Origin of the sequence: Adonisia turfae CCMR0081 (assembly GCF_011009555.1) — a bacterium.
GTDB lineage: Bacteria > Cyanobacteriota > Cyanobacteriia > Phormidesmidales > Phormidesmidaceae > Leptothoe > Leptothoe turfae.
In genome coordinates, this window is record NZ_QXHD01000004.1 from 197,368 (window position 1) to 215,270 (window position 17,903).

17 protein-coding genes and 1 pseudogene are annotated in these 17,903 nt (G+C 47.6%); 10 read left to right on the forward strand and 8 right to left on the reverse strand.

Translation table 11 applies throughout. The features are described from left to right. The 3 genes and pseudogenes from DXZ20_RS05075 to DXZ20_RS05085 form a co-directional block, all read left to right on the forward strand. Positions 1-223, forward strand: a pseudogene (locus DXZ20_RS05075) (photosystem II q(b) protein); the annotation flags it as partial. A 425-nt stretch (positions 224-648) separates the two neighbouring features. After that, on the forward strand, positions 649-1,005 hold the full coding sequence (locus DXZ20_RS05080; RefSeq protein WP_163659409.1) for a hypothetical protein: 357 nt from the start codon (positions 649-651) through the stop codon (positions 1,003-1,005). 251 nt (positions 1,006-1,256) lie between these two features. Then, positions 1,257-2,210 carry an alpha/beta hydrolase gene (locus DXZ20_RS05085; RefSeq protein WP_163696821.1) on the forward strand — a complete coding sequence of 318 codons (954 nt, stop codon included), beginning with the start codon at positions 1,257-1,259 and terminating at the stop codon, positions 2,208-2,210. Positions 2,211-2,529: 319 nt separating this feature from the next. Here the strand turns inward: DXZ20_RS05085 and DXZ20_RS05090 are convergent, their stop codons facing one another. Continuing rightward, complete coding sequence (locus DXZ20_RS05090; protein ID WP_163696824.1) at positions 2,530-3,465, reverse strand: IS5 family transposase; 936 nt, start codon at positions 3,463-3,465, stop codon at positions 2,530-2,532. Between the two features lie 273 nt (positions 3,466-3,738). Then, positions 3,739-4,803 carry an AlbA family DNA-binding domain-containing protein gene (locus DXZ20_RS05095; protein ID WP_163696826.1) on the reverse strand — a complete coding sequence of 355 codons (1,065 nt, stop codon included), beginning with the start codon at positions 4,801-4,803 and terminating at the stop codon, positions 3,739-3,741. A 220-nt stretch (positions 4,804-5,023) separates the two neighbouring features. Between DXZ20_RS05095 and DXZ20_RS05100 the strand changes: the two genes are divergently transcribed. Genes DXZ20_RS05100 through DXZ20_RS05110 form a run of 3 tightly spaced genes read left to right on the forward strand, consistent with a single transcriptional unit; the run spans position 5,024 to position 8,582 of the window. Further along, positions 5,024-5,332, forward strand: coding sequence for a transposase (locus DXZ20_RS05100; protein ID WP_163696828.1), 309 nt, complete (start codon positions 5,024-5,026; stop codon positions 5,330-5,332). 2 nt (positions 5,333-5,334) lie between these two features. Further along, complete coding sequence (locus DXZ20_RS05105) at positions 5,335-5,877, forward strand: transposase (protein WP_163703406.1); 543 nt, start codon at positions 5,335-5,337, stop codon at positions 5,875-5,877. 8 nt (positions 5,878-5,885) lie between these two features. Continuing rightward, entirely contained in the window at positions 5,886-8,582 is a 2,697-nt protein-coding gene (locus tag DXZ20_RS05110; RefSeq protein ID WP_163696830.1) for a beta strand repeat-containing protein, read from the forward strand. 22 nt (positions 8,583-8,604) lie between these two features. On the opposite strand, the gene DXZ20_RS05115 is transcribed toward DXZ20_RS05110, so the two are convergent. Continuing rightward, positions 8,605-9,516, reverse strand: coding sequence for an FG-GAP repeat domain-containing protein (locus DXZ20_RS05115; RefSeq protein WP_163696832.1), 912 nt, complete (start codon positions 9,514-9,516; stop codon positions 8,605-8,607). A gap of 188 nt (positions 9,517-9,704) precedes the next feature. Between DXZ20_RS05115 and DXZ20_RS05120 the strand changes: the two genes are divergently transcribed. Both DXZ20_RS05120 and DXZ20_RS05125 read left to right on the forward strand, forming a co-directional pair. Next, positions 9,705-10,625 carry an isopenicillin N synthase family dioxygenase gene (locus DXZ20_RS05120; protein WP_163696834.1) on the forward strand — a complete coding sequence of 307 codons (921 nt, stop codon included), beginning with the start codon at positions 9,705-9,707 and terminating at the stop codon, positions 10,623-10,625. Positions 10,626-10,709: 84 nt separating this feature from the next. Next, a complete protein-coding gene (locus tag DXZ20_RS05125) occupies positions 10,710-11,645 on the forward strand; it encodes an FTR1 family iron permease (RefSeq protein WP_163696836.1) in 936 nt (311 codons plus the stop codon). A gap of 215 nt (positions 11,646-11,860) precedes the next feature. On the opposite strand, the gene DXZ20_RS05130 is transcribed toward DXZ20_RS05125, so the two are convergent. The 3 genes from DXZ20_RS05130 to efp form a co-directional block, all read right to left on the reverse strand. After that, a complete protein-coding gene (locus DXZ20_RS05130) occupies positions 11,861-12,223 on the reverse strand; it encodes a hypothetical protein (protein ID WP_163665415.1) in 363 nt (120 codons plus the stop codon). Between the two features lie 477 nt (positions 12,224-12,700). Continuing rightward, positions 12,701-13,201: an acetyl-CoA carboxylase biotin carboxyl carrier protein gene (gene accB, locus DXZ20_RS05135; RefSeq protein WP_163696838.1), complete on the reverse strand. Its 501-nt coding sequence runs from the start codon at positions 13,199-13,201 to the stop codon at positions 12,701-12,703. Positions 13,202-13,325: 124 nt separating this feature from the next. After that, complete coding sequence (gene efp, locus DXZ20_RS05140) at positions 13,326-13,883, reverse strand: elongation factor P (protein WP_163665419.1); 558 nt, start codon at positions 13,881-13,883, stop codon at positions 13,326-13,328. Between the two features lie 213 nt (positions 13,884-14,096). Between efp and DXZ20_RS05145 the strand changes: the two genes are divergently transcribed. Then, entirely contained in the window at positions 14,097-15,236 is a 1,140-nt protein-coding gene (locus DXZ20_RS05145; protein ID WP_163696840.1) for a peptidylprolyl isomerase, read from the forward strand. Further along, positions 15,233-16,237 (forward strand): thiamine-phosphate kinase, encoded by a 1,005-nt coding sequence (gene thiL, locus DXZ20_RS05150; protein ID WP_250565634.1) that lies wholly within the window; start codon positions 15,233-15,235, stop codon positions 16,235-16,237. The genes DXZ20_RS05145 and thiL overlap by 4 nt, the downstream gene beginning before the upstream one ends. Positions 16,238-16,347: 110 nt before the next feature. Here the strand turns inward: thiL and DXZ20_RS05155 are convergent, their stop codons facing one another. Together DXZ20_RS05155 and DXZ20_RS05160 are read right to left on the reverse strand one after the other, a co-directional pair. Next, entirely contained in the window at positions 16,348-17,277 is a 930-nt protein-coding gene (locus tag DXZ20_RS05155; RefSeq protein ID WP_163665423.1) for a cobalamin-binding protein, read from the reverse strand. Between the two features lie 187 nt (positions 17,278-17,464). After that, on the reverse strand, positions 17,465-17,903 hold a 439-nt coding region (locus DXZ20_RS05160; protein ID WP_250565635.1), incomplete at its 5' end, for a retropepsin-like aspartic protease family protein.

The window sequence follows — 17,903 nt, forward strand, 5'->3', positions numbered from 1 at the left end:
TCTAGGTATCTCCACGATGGCGTTCAACCTGAACGGATTCAACTTCAACCAGTCCATCATCGACTCTCAGGGTCGTGTCGTTAGCACTTGGGCTGATGTGATCAACCGTGCCAACCTAGGTATGGAAGTAATGCACGAGCGTAATGCTCACAACTTCCCTCTAGACTTGGCGGCTGGTGAAGCGGCTCCTGTTGCTATGGTTGCTCCTTCCATCAACGCGTAGTCGTCGTGATCTAGTTGCAATTTGCTAATTTGATTTAGCCTGTAAAGCGCTCCTCAATTGAGGAGCGCTTTATGCTTTTAAAGGGAATTTCAAAACTATAGGGCCCTCTGTCTGATGGTCCTCGCTATATTAGGAGTAGCGCAAGGCATGATTGTCCAGAGAGTATCCTGCTGTCTATCGACCCGGTATTTCCAGGCTGCGATCGCTTTTATTTAATATTGGTGGTGTCTAATACCTGGATAACGTCTCAACCTGAATAAAGTCCCATGGTGAGTCCTGAGGAGGGTCCTAACTTTAGTAAGAAGTAGCGGCAGCAATGACAAAAATGTTCTATTGTTAGAACACTGACTATAAAAAGTGTTTTCTTGCCACCATACGTTGCTTGTCTAGTTGCGGCATACTCAAGGCAGATAGCGTTATAGGCCATGTTAGATATCGAATTTTTTAGTGACGATAAGCAGCCGATGTGTCGGGTAGAGGTGGCCGATACGTTTTTACTATGGCTTGCACGCACTGATTTTGCTCGTATTGGTGAGGAAACTGCTACGGATCTATCTATCAATGGTGAACAACTTACGTTGCCACTTGTGCAGCTAGCTCCATCGACACGAAAAACCTTTGTAGAGTTTTTCACAGAGTCTGTTGTCCTTCATAGTAAGCAGGTTCTGCTGCAGTTAGAGGAAGGAAGTTTGCAATCAGAGTTGGTTTATCGCCTGAAGAAGCTGATTGAGCTATTAGACTGCTTAAAAAATGAAGATTATCAATATTTGCAGCGAGTTTAAGCGATCAGCTTGGCTATAGCGTGGCAGGAATAATAATAGGTGGGTCAAGCAGATCTGCCCATAAGGCTAAGTGAATGCTGACAATGGAGTATTACGAGTACTCTGGCTATAGCGTATCGGCAACTGCGATCGCAATTATCCCAACTTTCCACCCTATACAGATCATTACGCTCTGATGCTTCATCCGGAGAATGGGGTGATGCCTGTGGAGATCCGCGTAGAATCAGCGTGAGCATTCAGGAGATTGCCTAATGTATGTAGTGACCAATCGAAATCTACAGCCAGATGCCAACCCAGAAGAACGATTTGGGCCTAGATTTAACCAGAAGGGGCCTAATGAACTACGGCTGGCGGAGGCGCAAAAGGTTGGTGGTAGTTGGCAGGTCAATATTTTGGATGACCGTACTACGTATAACGGTGAAGACATGTGGGCTAGCGAAGCTGCCTTTTTAAAGGCACAGCAGCGGATGCGCCAAAATCATACCAGTGCACTCTTTTTTGTCCATGGATTCAATACAGACTTTGGTGATGCATTAGAGAGTGCCTATGCCATTGAGAAGCTGTATAACCTTGAGGTCATCATGTTTACCTGGCCGTCTAACGGGGGGGGAACCCTTGAGGGGCTATCTAGCTATCAGGATGATAAGCGCGATGCAGCCTTGTCCATTGGAGCATTGGACCGATGCTTTGAGAAGCTGGCAGATTACTTCAAGAAATATGCAGAGCAGGCTTGTAAACGCAAGTTTAGCCTGGCGCTGCACAGCATGGGTAATTATCTGTTTAAGCGGTTGTTGTCATCATCGATTTATCAGGGAGAGACTCTGTTATTTGACAACATTGTGATGCTGGCTGCTGATGTGAACAATGAAGGCCATGCCGACTGGGTTAATCGGGTGCGTTTTCGCAATAGATTGTTTATCACCATTAATGAAGATGATGCGGCTCTGTTGGCGTCTAAGGCGTTGGCTGGGGATGAACAAAAAGCACGTTTGGGTCATTGGCCCCGAAATTTGACAGCACGCAATGCAACGTATTTAGATTTTACCGATGCGGCGAATATTGTTGCGCACCATAATTATTTTACGGATGATAGCGCGCTACAGAATGAGAGAATTAAAGAGATTTTTGCGCGGGCATTTACGGGTCAAAAAGCAGAACGTGGCTTGACGTTTGATGCGGGGACTGGAGCATATCGGGTGTTATAAATCTCGTCCTGGTGCTTTACCAGCAATAAATCTTGGCCCTAAAAGACTTTTACTACAGCAGGGAGCCGACGGAACCCGCTAATTTTATGTTTGGACCGTATTAGACATGACCCTGTAGGGATGCACTGCTATCCCTACAGGTACTGATAATTTGCCGATATCTTGAAGGGCGCATCCCATTAGAGTTAAAGGGTGCTGTATATTGATGCAGCCCTAACGAGGAACTGGCAAGGCTTGTGCAATCTTCGTCTCTAAGAGGCTTTGGTGCGTGAATGCGTGAATATTCTGTCAGACAGATCAGTCCTTTAGGAGGTCGATCTTAGCCTTCAACAGGGTAGCTGTCCGGCATCCCCAAGTGAGTGAACTGGTTGATAATTGAACATTCCAACAGTAATTCTGTCGTTTGATTCTCAATACATCGTGCAGACACGTCACCTGTGAAAATGGTTTTGAGTCGATACATCATGGTTTCACTCAAAGACCGTCGATGATAGTTAATCTCTTCTTTCCAGGTAGACCGTCCCTTTTTGCGAATAGCTCGTAGGTTTTCGTCGCGCGGATGAGGGTCCCCCTTGCGATTGCCATGGAACCAAATTTTGGCATCCTTCCGGGGAGGAATGGCTGCGGTTGCTTCGCGCTCATCAATGGCATCGTAGCAATAGGTGCGGTCGTAGGCCCCATCGGCACTCACTTGGTCAATATCGTCTGGAATTTGGTCCAATAGATCTGGCAACACCTCGCCATCACTCATTGAATTTGAGGTGACGACGGCAGCCAGAATCTCTCCGGTGTGCTCATCGACCCCCAAATGTAGTTTGAGCCAGGTACGACGTTTACTCACCCCGTGCTGACGGGTTTTCCATTCCCCTTCTCCATACACTTTAATACCCGTACTATCGACCACCACATGACGACCACCGGATGCAGGCTTAGTCGGTACGTCAATCGTTAGCGTCTTTTGGCGACGCGACAGGGTTGTATGCACCGGTAACTCGACCGATACTCCCATCAGCTCGAAGATAGACCCCGCAAAGCCAATTGTTTGACGTAAGGCCAGCCCATAAATCACTTTGAAGGTCAATAACGTTTGAATGGCTAAGTCACTGTACTCCTTGGAGGCTCCAGGTTTCTCTGTCTTTTGAGTGGTTTTCCACCCGGCAATCACCTCATCACTCAGCCATAAGGTCAGACTTCCTCGCTTCACCAAGGCGGCGTTATACTCAGACCAGTTGCGGAGTTTGTAGGGGCGTTTCATCGGTACCGTGTTTGTGTGGTAACTGCACTTTACCGGCTTCTATGGCTCCGCAGCTACCTTATTCACGCACCAAAGCCCACCGGAAGTATAATCTGCATCTTAGAAATTTGAGATAGCAAAAAATAATTCAACGACTGGATAACATCTTGAGGGAGAATGAGAGCATTCATCAATGGAAGCCCACGACCAGTAAGTCCTCACGTACACCCTCGTCCTGGTTAATCAGAAGAGGTGAGGTAGGAGCAGGCAAGGGACGAGCTATTCGCCTACTCCCTATGACTCCACCTCACTGGGAGAAGTACTGACTTCATCAGCTGAGATTGCGTCTAGGTACTTTTGGAGAATCTTAGCTTCATCTTGCTCTGAGCCGGTCTCGATAATGTCCCCTACAACACTCCCCCCAGGCATCCACCTATCCGTACGAATGAGAGAGTATCTTATTTGTCGCGGAATTTCTAAGAAGCAGAAGTCTACACGAACTATGAAAAACCTAGCAGGTGATACCGTAAAATCCGGTTTTCGGGGACGCAAAAAACAGGTTAAGCGGAAATGATCTTTTGGGTATAGAATCCGCTCTTGAAATTTATCCGTAGTGCTTATCATGCCATTGGTATAAAGTCCTGGAACATTAACGAAAGGGATAATAGGGGACTCAGTAAGAAATTCGAAGTGCTTATTGGTAATGAAAGCAGCAGGCTCAAACATACCTATCTGTGATGAAAAGATCTGGGTAACTATCCGTGGTTTTGTCCCTGCTACCATCGATTCATTTTGCAATTCCAAAGTCAAACTTAAATTTGTGTTATTATGATTACCCAGGGTAATAGACAAACTCGTAGACAAATAATCCTGGCTCCTATACATTGCCGAGATCATCACCTCACTCATTGACTGACTCAAGGTGTTATGTCGATAGTAATAGTCCCTATCCAGAGCTGACCTGTGAGGCTTTGTCAGACTCTGTGGGATATACACGAGAAAGACCCCCTCACACGCCTTAAGTTCTATCCCTTGTAGTGGTGGCTCTAGCGAATCACGAAGCCAGCCTTCGAGGGGAGTCTGAAGGGAAGCGACTTCTGACGACTCAAATGGCTCGATAGAGGTATCTCCACCTTTATGAATACAAAGAATGCCTCCATAGGTGTTTGCAAAGGCACTGATCTCTTTGGCGAACTTTTTCTTATCATCTTTATTGAACTTCGTTCTATCACCCGCCGTTCCTTTGAATTCGAAGATGCTGCTCTCGCCATCGTCGCTGATTGATTGGTTCAGCCGGCAAGCCTGGTCGATATGGGTTAGGGATGTAATGGTATCGAATTGTGAGCGAAGGGTGTCCATGGGGCTGGTGGGTGGTGAGGTGATAATGAAGGGGTGGGAAACGCTTTCTTAATAGAGAAGAAGTCAGGTGATCCCTTGAAGAGGAGTAATCTTCTTTAATCTCTGAAATTCCTCTAGCAACAGTTAGTTGGCCTTTACTGTTCTGGTTCGACTTATAGAGCCCATTTGAGATCTTTTGTCAGATACGCGAAAATACAGAGCATCGTCTACCGTGGCTATCATGGCATACTCGAGCAGTCTGACCGATGCCGAATGGGAAATCCTCGAACCTCTGTTGCCAGAGGTCTTGCCTCAGAAGAAAAGGACAAAGCCTCTCCGTTGGAGCTATCGAGAGCTGATCGATGGGATGCTCTATCAGCTTAAGAACGGCTGTAATTGGGAAGACCTACCCAAGGATCTGCCGCCCTATTCAACCGTGTTCTGGCATTACAACCAGTGGCGCAAAGCAGGCTCGTTTGAGAAGCTGATGACGTTGCTACATGGACACGTGCGAAAACAAGTAAAAAAAAATCAAAATGGACGACCCTAATGATGGCAGACTCACAAGCGGTGAAGAATACCTGTACTGCTAGCGTGGATTCAAAAGGCTTTTGTTTCTACAAAGCCACGAACGGGATCAAGCGGCATCTAGTTGTTGATACGCTGGGATTTCCATTCTTCACGCTGTGTACGCCAGCAAATGTTTCGGATGATGTCGGCTTGTTGATGCTGCTGATACTCAACCTTGAGTACTTTAAATCCAAACCGGTCAACATCCCGAAGATTACCGTCTTGTTAGACAACGGCTACCACTTAGACAAGCTGACTGAGACACTTCAGTCGGTCTATCCAGGCATCATGCGCAAAATCAGATTTGAGCTTTCTCCAAAGCCATCGAAAGCAGAGAAGGCTGCGCAAGGAAAAACAGGCTTTGTTCCTGTTGCCGTCAGGTGGGTAATTGAGCGCTCCAATGCTTGGATGGAACGATGTAAGAGCCTGACGAAGAACTTTGAGAGAACGTTGGACAACGCTAAGGTGCAGATGGACTTTTGCTTCGTTAGACTAATGCTCAAGCGACTTGCTGCCGATTCTTGAGATCTCAAATGGGTTCTATAGATGCACCCAATGGTTTAGTACTGTTAACTAATCAGTATGAACCTGCTTCTCAGACATTGCCTGGAGACATCTTGATAAATGGAACAGGCATCTTCGGTGATGGTATTGATGTAAGAAACTTTACTGGAGCAGGCGGAGCTGTTTATCTGGATGCCCGCAATAATATTGATGTTCTGAATAGCTTTATTTCTACAGCGGCTGCAATAGATGTACAAGATATCGTGCTTGTTGCTGATGGCGTTGTTACTTTTGACGGTATAGATGGTACCCGTGAAACTGGAATATTTAACAGTTTAGCTCTAGGGGGAACTGGATCGTCTGGTAATGTTCGAATTACAGCAACTGCTCTAAATGTATTGAATGGCGCACAACTGAACAGCTTAGTTTTTGGTAATGGTCAGGGTGGAGACGTCATTCTTAACATTCTAGAAACTGTTCGATTTGAGGGTATTAATCTAAGAAACAGCTTTCCTAGTGGAGCTTTTAGCAGTATTTCAGTCAATAGCCAAGGCACGGGCGGGAATGTGCGCATCCAGGCACGTAATATTGAGGTACTTAATGGGGCTGAACTTAGTGCCAGTACCTTCGGCACTGGCAATGCTGGCAACGTCATTATCCTCATTGATGAGACCGCTCGATTTAAGGGGACTGACTCTAGGGATGGCAGCGCTAGCGGAGCATTTAGCCGTATTGCATCTAGTGCTGAAGGCAGGGGGGGAGATGTTCGTATCCAGGCACGTAATATTGAGGTACTTAATGGGGCTGAACTTAGTGCCAGTACCTTCGGCACCGGCGATGCAGGCAATGTCATTCTCCTCATTGATGAGACCGCTCGATTTCAGGGGATTGACTCTAGAGATGGTAGTAGTGCCAGCGGGGCGTTTAGCAGTATTGAACCTAATGCTAAAGGCACAGGTGGGGATGTACGCATCCAGGCACGAAATCTTGAAGTGCTCGATGGAGCTCAGCTGAGTACAGGAATCTTCGGCGCAGGCATTGCAGGTAGTGTCATTCTCCTCATTGATGAGACCGCTCAATTTGAAGGAGTCAATTCTAGGTCTGGCAGTCCTAGCGGAACATTTAGCAATATTGGGATCAATGGTGAAGGAATAGGTGGAGATGTGCGAATCCAAGCGCGTAATCTCGAAGTACTCGACGGGGCTCAGCTCGTTGCAAGCACCTTTGGCATTGGAGATGCAGGTAGTGTCATTCTCCTCATTGATGAGACCGCTCAATTTGAAGGAGTTAATCCTATAGATACTAGTATTAGCGGCGCATTTACCAGTATTGAGCCTAATGGTAAAGGAGCTGGTGGGGGTGTGCGCATTCGGTCACAGAATCTCGAAGTGCTCAACGGGGCCCAGCTTAGTGCAGGTACTTCTGGTATCGGCAATGCAGGAAATGTCGTTTTACTGATTGATGAGACCGCTCGATTTAAGGGGATTGACTCTGAGGATAGCAGTGCTAGTGGCGCATCTAGCAATATTGACCCTAATGGCAATGGAACTGCTGGAGATGTACGTATTCAGGCACGAAATCTCGAGGTACTCGATGGGGCTCAGCTCAGTGCAGGTGTCTTTGGCGCTGGCGATGCAGGCAACGTCATTCTCCTGATTGATGAGACCGCTCGATTTGAGGGAATTAATCCTATCAATAACAGTAGTCCTAGCGGCACATTTAGTAATATTGAACCCAACGGGGAAGGAACTGGTGGAGATGTCCGCATCCGGGCACGAAATCTTGAGGTGGTTAACGGTGCTCAGCTAGGTGCAAGTGTCTTCGGTACTGGCAATGCAGGTAGTATCCTTCTTCTGATTGATGAGATTGCTCGATTTGAAGGTAGTAGTCCTGTAGATACTATTGTTAGCGGCGCATTTACAAGTATTGAGGCCAACGGTAACGGTAAGGGAGGGAATGTCCAGTTAGAAGCAGCTCAGCTTGAACTTAATGATGGAGCAGTTTTATCTTCTGGTAGTTTAGGCGAAGGAGCTTCGGGCAATATTTTACTTACTATTCGCAATCGGCTCACAGCCAAAAACGGTACGATCGCCACCAATGCTGAACAAAATGCTGGTGGTCAAATCCAAATTAATGCGGGTTCTATTCTTCTCTTTGGAGATAGCGATATTCAAACCTTTGTGGACTCCGGAGAAAACAATGGTGGCAACATTACGATTAGAGCCAATGCGTTAGTCGCTCTAGATGACAGCGATATTCTTGCATTTGCAGCCGATGGTCGTGGGGGTGACGTAGACCTGAGTGAAACAGCTTTCTTTGGCCAAAACTTTCAGTTTGCACCACCTGGCACCGACCCACGAACTTTAGATAACAACGATCGTGTCGACATCAATGCCACTGGAGGAATCGCCTCTGGAACAATCTCATTGGCCGATGTCAGTTTTATTGAAGACAGTCTTAACGAACTGCCTGACAATTTAGTTAATCCTGAGACCTTGGTTTCCAACAGCTGCGTTGTGCGCACCAACGACACAGATAGTAGCTTTACAGTCACAGGTAGCGACAGCTTAGAAGAACAACCTGGCAATTCTCCAAGCACCTATAGCCTGGAAACCGTGCAGCCTATACCTGCGACACCAGAAACCGCAGTTGCCGAGCCCCAGGGAACCTATCGGCTGGCAGATGGGCGCTTAGTAATCGGACGCCAATGTGATATCGACCAATAGGAGCGCATTGCAATGGAGATAATCACCCCAACTCATCGGCTGCAATCGGCAATCCATCCTCACCTAAATAACCGATTTCAATTAAAAATGCCCGTAATGCCGTCGGGAAATCCGGATGTGCACCCACCTGTTCTCCCTCCTCATAGATTTGTAGCCCCCAGGTCGCCTCACGATCGTAGTTGTCGAGCATAAACTGCCAGGCAGCATCAAAATCTTCATTTAGCACAGCATGTTGAGCCACATAGCTAGCCAACAAACTGTTAGACACATAATCATCCTCTTCTCGAACTCTCACAAAGACGCTTTGCAAAGTCTCTATTTGTTCTCGAATTTGCTCTGGAAATTGTCGTGTAGTATCGATAAGTTCCCCATCACGATAAGTGAAAAACGTAACCGGTGGAAATGACTCAGCGTAACTGCCAAACCTGTAGAGAAACGCCTGATGAGGCACAGCCATTTCCACATAGCCATCACCGTTAACATCTGCAATATCAGGACCTATCCCATCTAGATAACCAGTCTCTATACTGGCAAATGCTTCACCAGTCCAGCGGTGAATTGTTGTATTCGTACAGCAATGGGCACCCCCAGAATAGTTACGCACAATAATTTCTTCAGTACCGTCATTATTCAAATCTTGCAACTGAAACTCAGCAAATGTCCAAGCCAGGGTATCGACCAGTTCCTGCTCTTCACCCTGATAAAGCAGCTGATAGCTGAGATTGTTTTCGTCCGACGCCTCAAGCTCACGGTAGTGGGTATAACTAACGCGCACTCCCACATCACTCCCTGTCAGCTCTAGATTTTCAAAAGATGACGTATCGTAATTCAAACGTAGCGTGGACTGAGCTTTGACTGATGAGGTTAGGCCGAATAAACTAACCCCTAACACGCCAATGCTCAATAGACCTAATAGGTTGAGTCGCTGTTTCATAGCTAAATGTTCTATGTTTCTGGCGCAATATCTATCACCAGGCTATATTTCCCCACATTAGACTTCATTACCTAAGAGCCTTTTTCCTAGAATTTATTTTCTGACCTTTATAGTTAAGCTTCCTAGCCGGGTGGGCAGTGCTCACCCTCTATGCTTTTATTCTGTGCCCTTCTGCCTTCTCCGTTTTTATGACCACCGCCATCCTGCCTGCCTTAGACCGACAAACGTTCCTCCATGGTTCACCTGGCCAACAGCAGGAATTCGTCCTCGCCTTGGGCCAAGCGTTAAAAACTGTGGGCTTTTTTGCTCTAGAAAACCATGGCATCGTAGGCAGTTTAATTAAATCTGCCTACGATGCGGCAGCTAATTTCTTTACACTGCCAGAAGCGACTAAACAAAACTACGAACGACCAGACATTAATCAACAGCGTGGTTTTACTCGCTTTGGTCAAGAACATGCAAAAGATAGCGATGCTCCTGATCTCAAAGAGTTCTGGCATGTGGGGCGTGAAGCAGAACTGGCCAACCCCTGGCCCCAAGAAGTACCGACATTTCAGCCGTTAATGTCAGCGCTATATCGAGAGCTAGAAGCCTGCGCAGCTGACTTATTAAAAGCCTGTGCCCTTTATCTAGACTTGCCCGCAAACTTCTTTGATAAAGAGGCTAGGCAAGGAAAAAGCATTTTACGAATACTGCACTACCCACCGTTACCAGAGACTATCCCTCCCAAAAGTCTGAGGGCGGCTCCCCATGAGGACATTAATCTGATCACCCTGCTATGTGAATCCACTGGACCTGGCTTGGAACTCTTGCAAGCAGACGGCAGCTGGCTTACCATTGAGTCCTTGCCAGGTCAGATTATTGTGGATACTGGAGATATGCTGCAGGCCTTGAGTAATGGCGTGTTCAAAAGCACAACGCATCGAGTGGTCAATATGGATGGTCGAGATCGTCGATTTTCTCTGCCATTCTTTATGCATCCACGACCAGACTTTGATCTCACACCGCTCCCCAATTGCATCCAACGCACAGGCGGCACACCTAAGTTTCCCACCCAAACAGCCGGACAATATCTACAGCAACGCCTTCAGGAAATAGGATTAGCCTGACAGTACAATCAGGCATGGGCAGATTACAGCAACACGGCATAATAGATACCATCCAAGCTTTATGCTCAACATTTTCCACTACCCATGGACATTGCCTCCGCTATACCAGTCGCTATCGTCACCCTGCGTGAAGGCGTAGAAGCCGCACTAGTGGTCGGGATTGTATTAGCCTGCCTGAATAAGGCTGGCAAAATGGACCTAAATCAATGGGTTTTTGGAGGCGTGGCCGCTGGGATAATAGGCAGCATTTTAATAGGCTCATTTTTAGGCTTAGGACTGCAGCAGGTGCAGTATGTTATGCCCAATGCTGAAGCTCTATTGAAACCGATCCTGGGCATTCTGTTTGGCAGTGTCGCCATTATTATGCTGAGCTGGATGCTGCTGTGGATGACCCGCCAGGCCAGAACCCTTAAAACAGAGATTAATCAAACTGTCACCAATGCCCTTGGCAATGAATCTGCAGGTCTCAGTATTTTTAGTTTGGTTTGTATCGCGGTATTAAGAGAAGGATTTGAAACAGTTTTATTCTTGTTTACCCAGTCCCAAACATTAACTGACAACTTATTAGGAGTTGTTATGGGGCTGTTGGGAGCAACATTCATTGGCTTTGGATTATTTAAATGGGGCATTCGCATTAACTTGAAGCTGTTTTTTCAAGTTATGGGTATATTGCTGTTGTTAATTATCTCAGGCCTGGTAGTTTCAGTTTGCCGCAACATCGATATTACCTTTGCCACTATCAGTCAATTCAACAGCTTATCGGTTGACCTCTGTCTTGGGTTTCAACAGTCTTGTGTATTGGGGCCTCAAATCTGGAACACTAGCCAAATCTTGCCAGATAAAGAATTTCCAGGCGTTGTTTTGAAAGTGCTGCTGGGTTATCGCGATCGCATCTACCTATTACAGTTACTCGCCTATGTATTGTTCTGGCTAGTCATAGGTAGCCGCTATTTCCGCACTCTCAATCAGCCAACTAATTCAAAAAACTCTCACACTACGTCAGTTTCTCCATCAGCTTGAGAAGAAACCTAGCACAAAACATTTTCCAAATAACCATTAAGCATAAACAAGGTTTGAGCTTCAGGTCTTTAGAGGTAGTTGAAAAAACCCAAAACTCAAACCAATTCACTTCGCAATTGCTGATTTAGGGGATGAACCGAGCTAGAGCCATTGCTGCTAAAGGTCATCCCGATGATCAGCAATATCTTTACTTCTCTCCTTAGAAGGTCCTAAAGCTATTGTTCAGAGTCACTTTGGTCTAATAATCGCTCAAATCGATCCTTCGACCAGCGATCTGTCGCGTAGGAAATAGCACTAATCTCAGCTAAACGAATCAGCCACACCGTCCGTTGATAAGGATCATCTGGTAATTCATCATCCTCATAACCTTCTGCGACATCCACATCTACGACTTCCACGTAGTCACTGTCTAAATAAATAGGGATGCCGACTAATCGTGTTCCTGGCATTCGAAACCAGACTTCACTACCACTGTGGAGAGCTTCTTCTAAGCGTTTGTAGAGCCGTGTTTGTTTCGGAGCTTTGCAGGCGCGGGACTCTGATTCACGTTGAATGAGCTGTCGAGGGGTATCTTGCATGCTTCTCTCCTTTTGATCAATACACAATGCCGTACACGTACCACCTGTTTGTTTAACGACGGTTGTTAAACCCATTTAACTAAGCGGCTTTAGAGCTGGACATCTGGCATATCTCTACCGAGGGCACACCTCCTTCTTGAACGAAAAACTAATTGAATAGAGCTAGTTTAGTGGCTTGCCTAAGGCATAAACTAAGTACCTGCAATAGACCGGCATCTGTGTAAAGAATGCCCAAGTCTACTAAAGGCAGAACCTTTCTAGGTAGTCTACATCATAGCAATCCAGACAAGTAGGCAGAAAATCAAGAGATTTCCCCATACACCTTAGACAAATTATTAAGTTACTGTGTGCAAGGATATTTCTATAAACGGGTCGGTTGTTAAGAAGCACACCACCGGTAAAACCAACCCAGAGGTCAGCAACGCCCATGATTATTAAAAACCCTATCCAGGTGCTGTGCGTCCCACCCCCCGCCGATTAACTCTGCTTTACTCGCATCAGGGGCTGACCAAACTCAACCGGTTCAGCATTCTGAACTAAGATTTCTACAATCTCACCAGATACTTCAGCTTCCAGTTCGTTCATCAGCTTCATCGCTTCAATGATGCAGACTGTTTGACCGGGTTTGATGCGATCGCCTGTGTCGACAAACGGAGACTCATCAGGAGCTGGAGAACGATAAAAGGTGCCCACCATGGGAGACGTAATCTCATACAAATCGGATGGACTAGACACAGGTGGTGCAGCGGGCTCTGTAGCAGCAGCACCTGTAGCAGGTGGCGATGCCATCATTGGTGCAACGGACGGTATAGCAGCAGCAGATACAGTAGCATCCGAAGACAGTACCACCGATTGACTGGGAGCAGTCGCTTTACGCAGGGTGAGCTCAAACTGAGGATTTTTAAGCGTCAGCTCAGCAATATCCGTTTGATCGAGAGCGGCAACTAGCTGACGAAGCTCACTAAAATCCAAATCCACTATGTACACTCCAAATAAACGATTAGAGACGCCTAACCCACAGAACCTAACTAAGGCAATCTAGCATTGAAATAGACACAAAAATTGCAAAACCTAACCATAGGGCACTGAGCACCCCCCAAACCTATTCTCGACCGAGATAGGAATCATTACGAGTGTCAATCTTGATGCGTTCACCAATTGAGATAAACAGAGGTACCATCACCTGGGCACCGGTTTCAACTTTTGCAGGCTTGGTACCGCCAGTCGCTGTATCCCCTTTCACACCAGGATCCGTTTCTGTCACTTCTAAAACGACCGAGTTCGGCAAATCCACCTCCAAAACCTGGCCATTCCAGCGCAGAACGGTAACCTCCATTTCTTCCTTGAGATACTTCACCTGAGTCCCAATCTGCTCTGCCGAGAGCTGGGCTTCATCATAGGTTTCCATATCCATAAACACGTACTGCTCACCATCGCGATAGGTGTGCTGCATCACGCTTTTTTCCAAAATAGCCTGAGGAACGGTCTCCCCAGCGCGAAAGGTACGCTCAACAACGCTACCCGATTGCACATTTTTCAGCTTAGTGCGTACAAATGCTGCCCCTTTCCCAGGTTTTACGTGGAGAAACTCCACCACTCGCCACACGGAGCCATCAAGTTCAATGCTAGTGCCGGTACGAAAATCGTTACTAGAAATCATGGTGCTGGCAGACAGTAGGTTAGTTGATAGTCAGGGGTTGATAGTCGGCCCTTATTGTACAGCCCAGTGGTCATTTCCCCGTACGGTTGAATAGTATGGCCAATGCAGTCGGGGGTACAAGACGTTTAGCTCCCTAACAGGAACTATCTGAGACGAGCCACACTATGGCAAGATCGTAAAGGTTTGTCACGCCGTTGTCGTTAATTTACAACTATGGCTCGTTTTCAATACAGCTTTCAGGCCGCTCTTGCGGGTCTTTTAGGCGTCGGTTTTAGTTTTTTCCTCAGCATGGGTTGGTTTTTAGTGCCGTCTGCCCAGGCTGGTCCCATCCCTTCAGTAGCCTTACCAGTTGCTTATCTACCCCCTGGTGATGCCATTACTGACCCTAATGCTCTATTACGCTATGCCCTACCCATTGATAGTCCTGAGATTCGAAAGGTTCAGGATAAGTTAGAAGGTTTGAACTATGCATTACGTACAAAACAGTGGGGCCGAGCAAAGCGGGATATTTACCAATCGTCAAAGCTAATTCATCGTAAGCGTGCGGCCATTGTCGAAGCAATTCCTGAAGAGCGGCGCTCCATGGCTGACCCGTTGCTGGAAAAGATGGATAGTCAACTGGAAGTAATGGAGAAGGCGGTCAAAACCAAGGACTTAGAAACCCTGTGGGCAAGTCGACGAGTCACCCTCAATACCATCGGTGACCTGGAATACTTAATGGTGAAGGGCTTTCCCTACGAAGTACCGACCGAGTATGACAACCTTCCTCAATTGAAAGGTCGCGCCACCATCGAATTTAAGACCAATGAAGGCCCCGTAATCGTAGTTGTTGACGGTTACAGTGCACCCATTACTGCGGGCAACTTCGTGGACTTGGTGAAGCGGGGTTTTTATGACGGCATGACCTTTGACCGAGCTGAAGAAAACTATGTGTTACAAACGGGTGACCCAGACGGTCCTGAAGCTGGGTTTATTGATCCAAAAACCCAGAAATATCGTGCTATTCCGCTAGAAATTTTGGTGGAAGGTGATGAAAAACCCACCTATGGAGCCACACTGGAAGAACTAGGACGTTTTCTAGAAAAGCCTGTACTACCGTTTAACTCGTTTGGTGCCCTGGCCATGGCCCGTCCTGAGTCTGAGCCAGATGGAGGATCGTCCCAATTCTTTTTCTTCTTATTTGAGCCAGAGTTAACACCCGCCGGGCTCAATCTGCTGGATGGTCGCTATGCGGTATTTGGCTACACCATTGAAGGGCAGGATGCCCTGGATCACATGGGCCGCCAGGGCGGCAAAATCATCTCCGCTAAGGTGGTGAATGGTTTAGATAATTTGGTTGAACCAAAGGTTTGAGCACCGCTGGCATCACCCTTGCTCAACTAGGTGAGCACGAAATCCTCAAACGGCTGCGTCAGTATTGCGCAGCCGTCGTTGGTGATGACGGCGCTGTGCAGTCGTTACCGGCTGGTGAACAGCTAGTGGTTACCTCAGATGTCTTAATTGAGGGGGTACATTTTTGCGATCGCACCCTATCCCCCAATGCCCTCGGCTGGCGGGCTGTCGCCGTTAACCTGTCGGACCTGGCAGCCATGGGTGCCAGGTCCATGGGCATCACTATCGGTCTCACCCTACCGCCAGCTACACCTTGGGGCTGGGTCGAAGCGCTATATGAGGGGATGCATAACTGTTTAGAAAAATATGGCGGTGCCATTATCGGTGGCGACCTCTGCCGAGGCAACCAGCGCAGTTTAGCCATTACCGCCTTAGGTATCGTCCCCCAGCATCAAGCTATTTATCGCAGTCGCGCCCAAGTCAACCAAACCCTTGTGACTACTGGTATTCATGGGGCCTCCCGTGCAGGCTTAGCCCTACTGTTAGATGAACTAGATGAACTCAAGGGATCAGGCTCGGCAGCCCAGTCATGGATTAAAGCCCACCAACGACCTGTGCCCAGGTTTGACGCGATCGCAGCCCTACACTTACAGCTACAAGATTTCGGCAATATCGCTGCCATGGACACCAGCGACGGTCTGGCAGACGCTGTCATTCAAATCTGCCATCAGAGTCAGGTGGGGGCAAAAGTTTTGCGATCGCAGCTACCGATTCCCCCCGGTTTAACCGAAGCAGTCGGGCAACCGACCGCCGAAAACTGGACCCTCTACGGCGGCGAAGATTTTGAGCTGTTGCTGAGCCTACCACCAGATATTGCCAAGGCTTTTGTCAACAAACTACCTGGCAGTCAGATTATTGGTCAGACCACTGCGGCCAATGAAATTCGACTCATTGACGATGTGAACCATGGGCCTAATATTCGATTGGATCAAGGACAGGGGTATCAGCACTTTAGTACTTAGTTCCTAGTTCCTAGTTATTGGTTATTAGTTGATTGCCGCAATTAGGCTAATACTTAACAAACAGCAACTAACGAATAACCAAGGACCAATAACAAATAACTCTTGCGACCCTAATAAATTTTCCACGCCTTCATCGCATACCCAAAGGAACACTCATCCGGGTGCAGAATCTCCGCCAAAATCTCCAGAGAATCCACTAAACGGGGTCCCGGTCGATTGAAGTATTGATTGCCATCCACCAAAAAGATACGGCCATCTTTAACCGCTTTTAGATTTTGCCAGGAAGACATTTGGGTGAGCTGATCCACCGATTGACGGCCCTGTTGCAGATCGTAACCACAGGGCATCACCACTAATATATCTGGCTCAGCCGCATTGAGATCGTCCCAAGGCAGCCAGGGAGAATGACGCCCCACTTTCCCAAATAAAGGATGACCGCCCGCCATGGACACTAATTCTGGCACCCAGTTGCCTGCCCCCATCAACGGATCGGTCCACTCTAGACAGGCAACGGTGGGTTGGGGTAACTTGGCTGGCACCTTTGCCAAGCACTCCTGGAGTCGCCCCTGGAGTTGCGCAATGGTGAGATCTGCGATCGCATCTCCATTGTTTGCATCTAATGATGTTGCCACCCGCCGGAGATCGTCCCACAGGTCGGCTAAGATTTGAGGCTTTAAAGAAATAATTTCAGGCTGGGGATCAATGATCTGGGCAACCGCCTTTTTCACATCGGACAGACTGGCAGCACAAACCTCACATTGGTCTTGGGTCAAAATGTGTGTGGGACGCAGCTCCTGTAGCCTCTCCACATTGACGTTATAGACACTCAGCCCTCGATGCAGCAGTTCGCTGACCCGGTCATGAATTTCTTGGCTTTTGCCCGTGGGATCAAAACTCGGGGACGTACACACTGGCAATTTCTGCACCTCCGGCGGAAAGTCACAGGCGTGGGAACGACCCACCAGTGACTCTCCAAATCCTAGGTGGATAACAATTTCTGTAGCGCTGGGAATTAGCGAAACGATGCGAAGCTCAGACATGGCAGCGCGTTGGTAAAACAATTAGCTTTTGAAAAGCTACAAGGAGAATCAATGTATCGGGTGGGGTGATGGAATATGAAGGCATCTAATCATTGTCCTTATATTCCTACACTCAGGTTATATTAGCTCTAACATTCATGACATGGGAATCGACCCTCAGGGGGAAGCCCCCTTTGCCTTTGCAGAATTAACGGGGCCGAAACTCTACAGAGTTCACCTGCAAAATGACATCAAAATTTTTGTAGACATCATTTCCTAACAACCCAATAGGCACAGCATCACCAATACTCACGGGCAGGTTGCGATGGGTAATGTTGCCAACACTAATGGATTCTACATAGCCCACATCAACAACGGCACGACTATTGCTGGCCGTTGCCACCGATGCCTGACCAACCACATTAATACCCAAATCATTGGCCATGGCTCGGGTAATGTGCGTATGGCTGGCTCCGGTATCCAAAATCATGGGATATCGTCTGCCATTGAAGTTCACCGCAATGACGGGGGTACCCCCACGACGCTGGATAATCGGCACACGTGCTACCCCGGTGGCAGTGGCGGCTACAGGAGCAGTCGCCACTGCCACCGTAGAATCCTTAGCAATGGGTGTGGGCCTGTTTAAA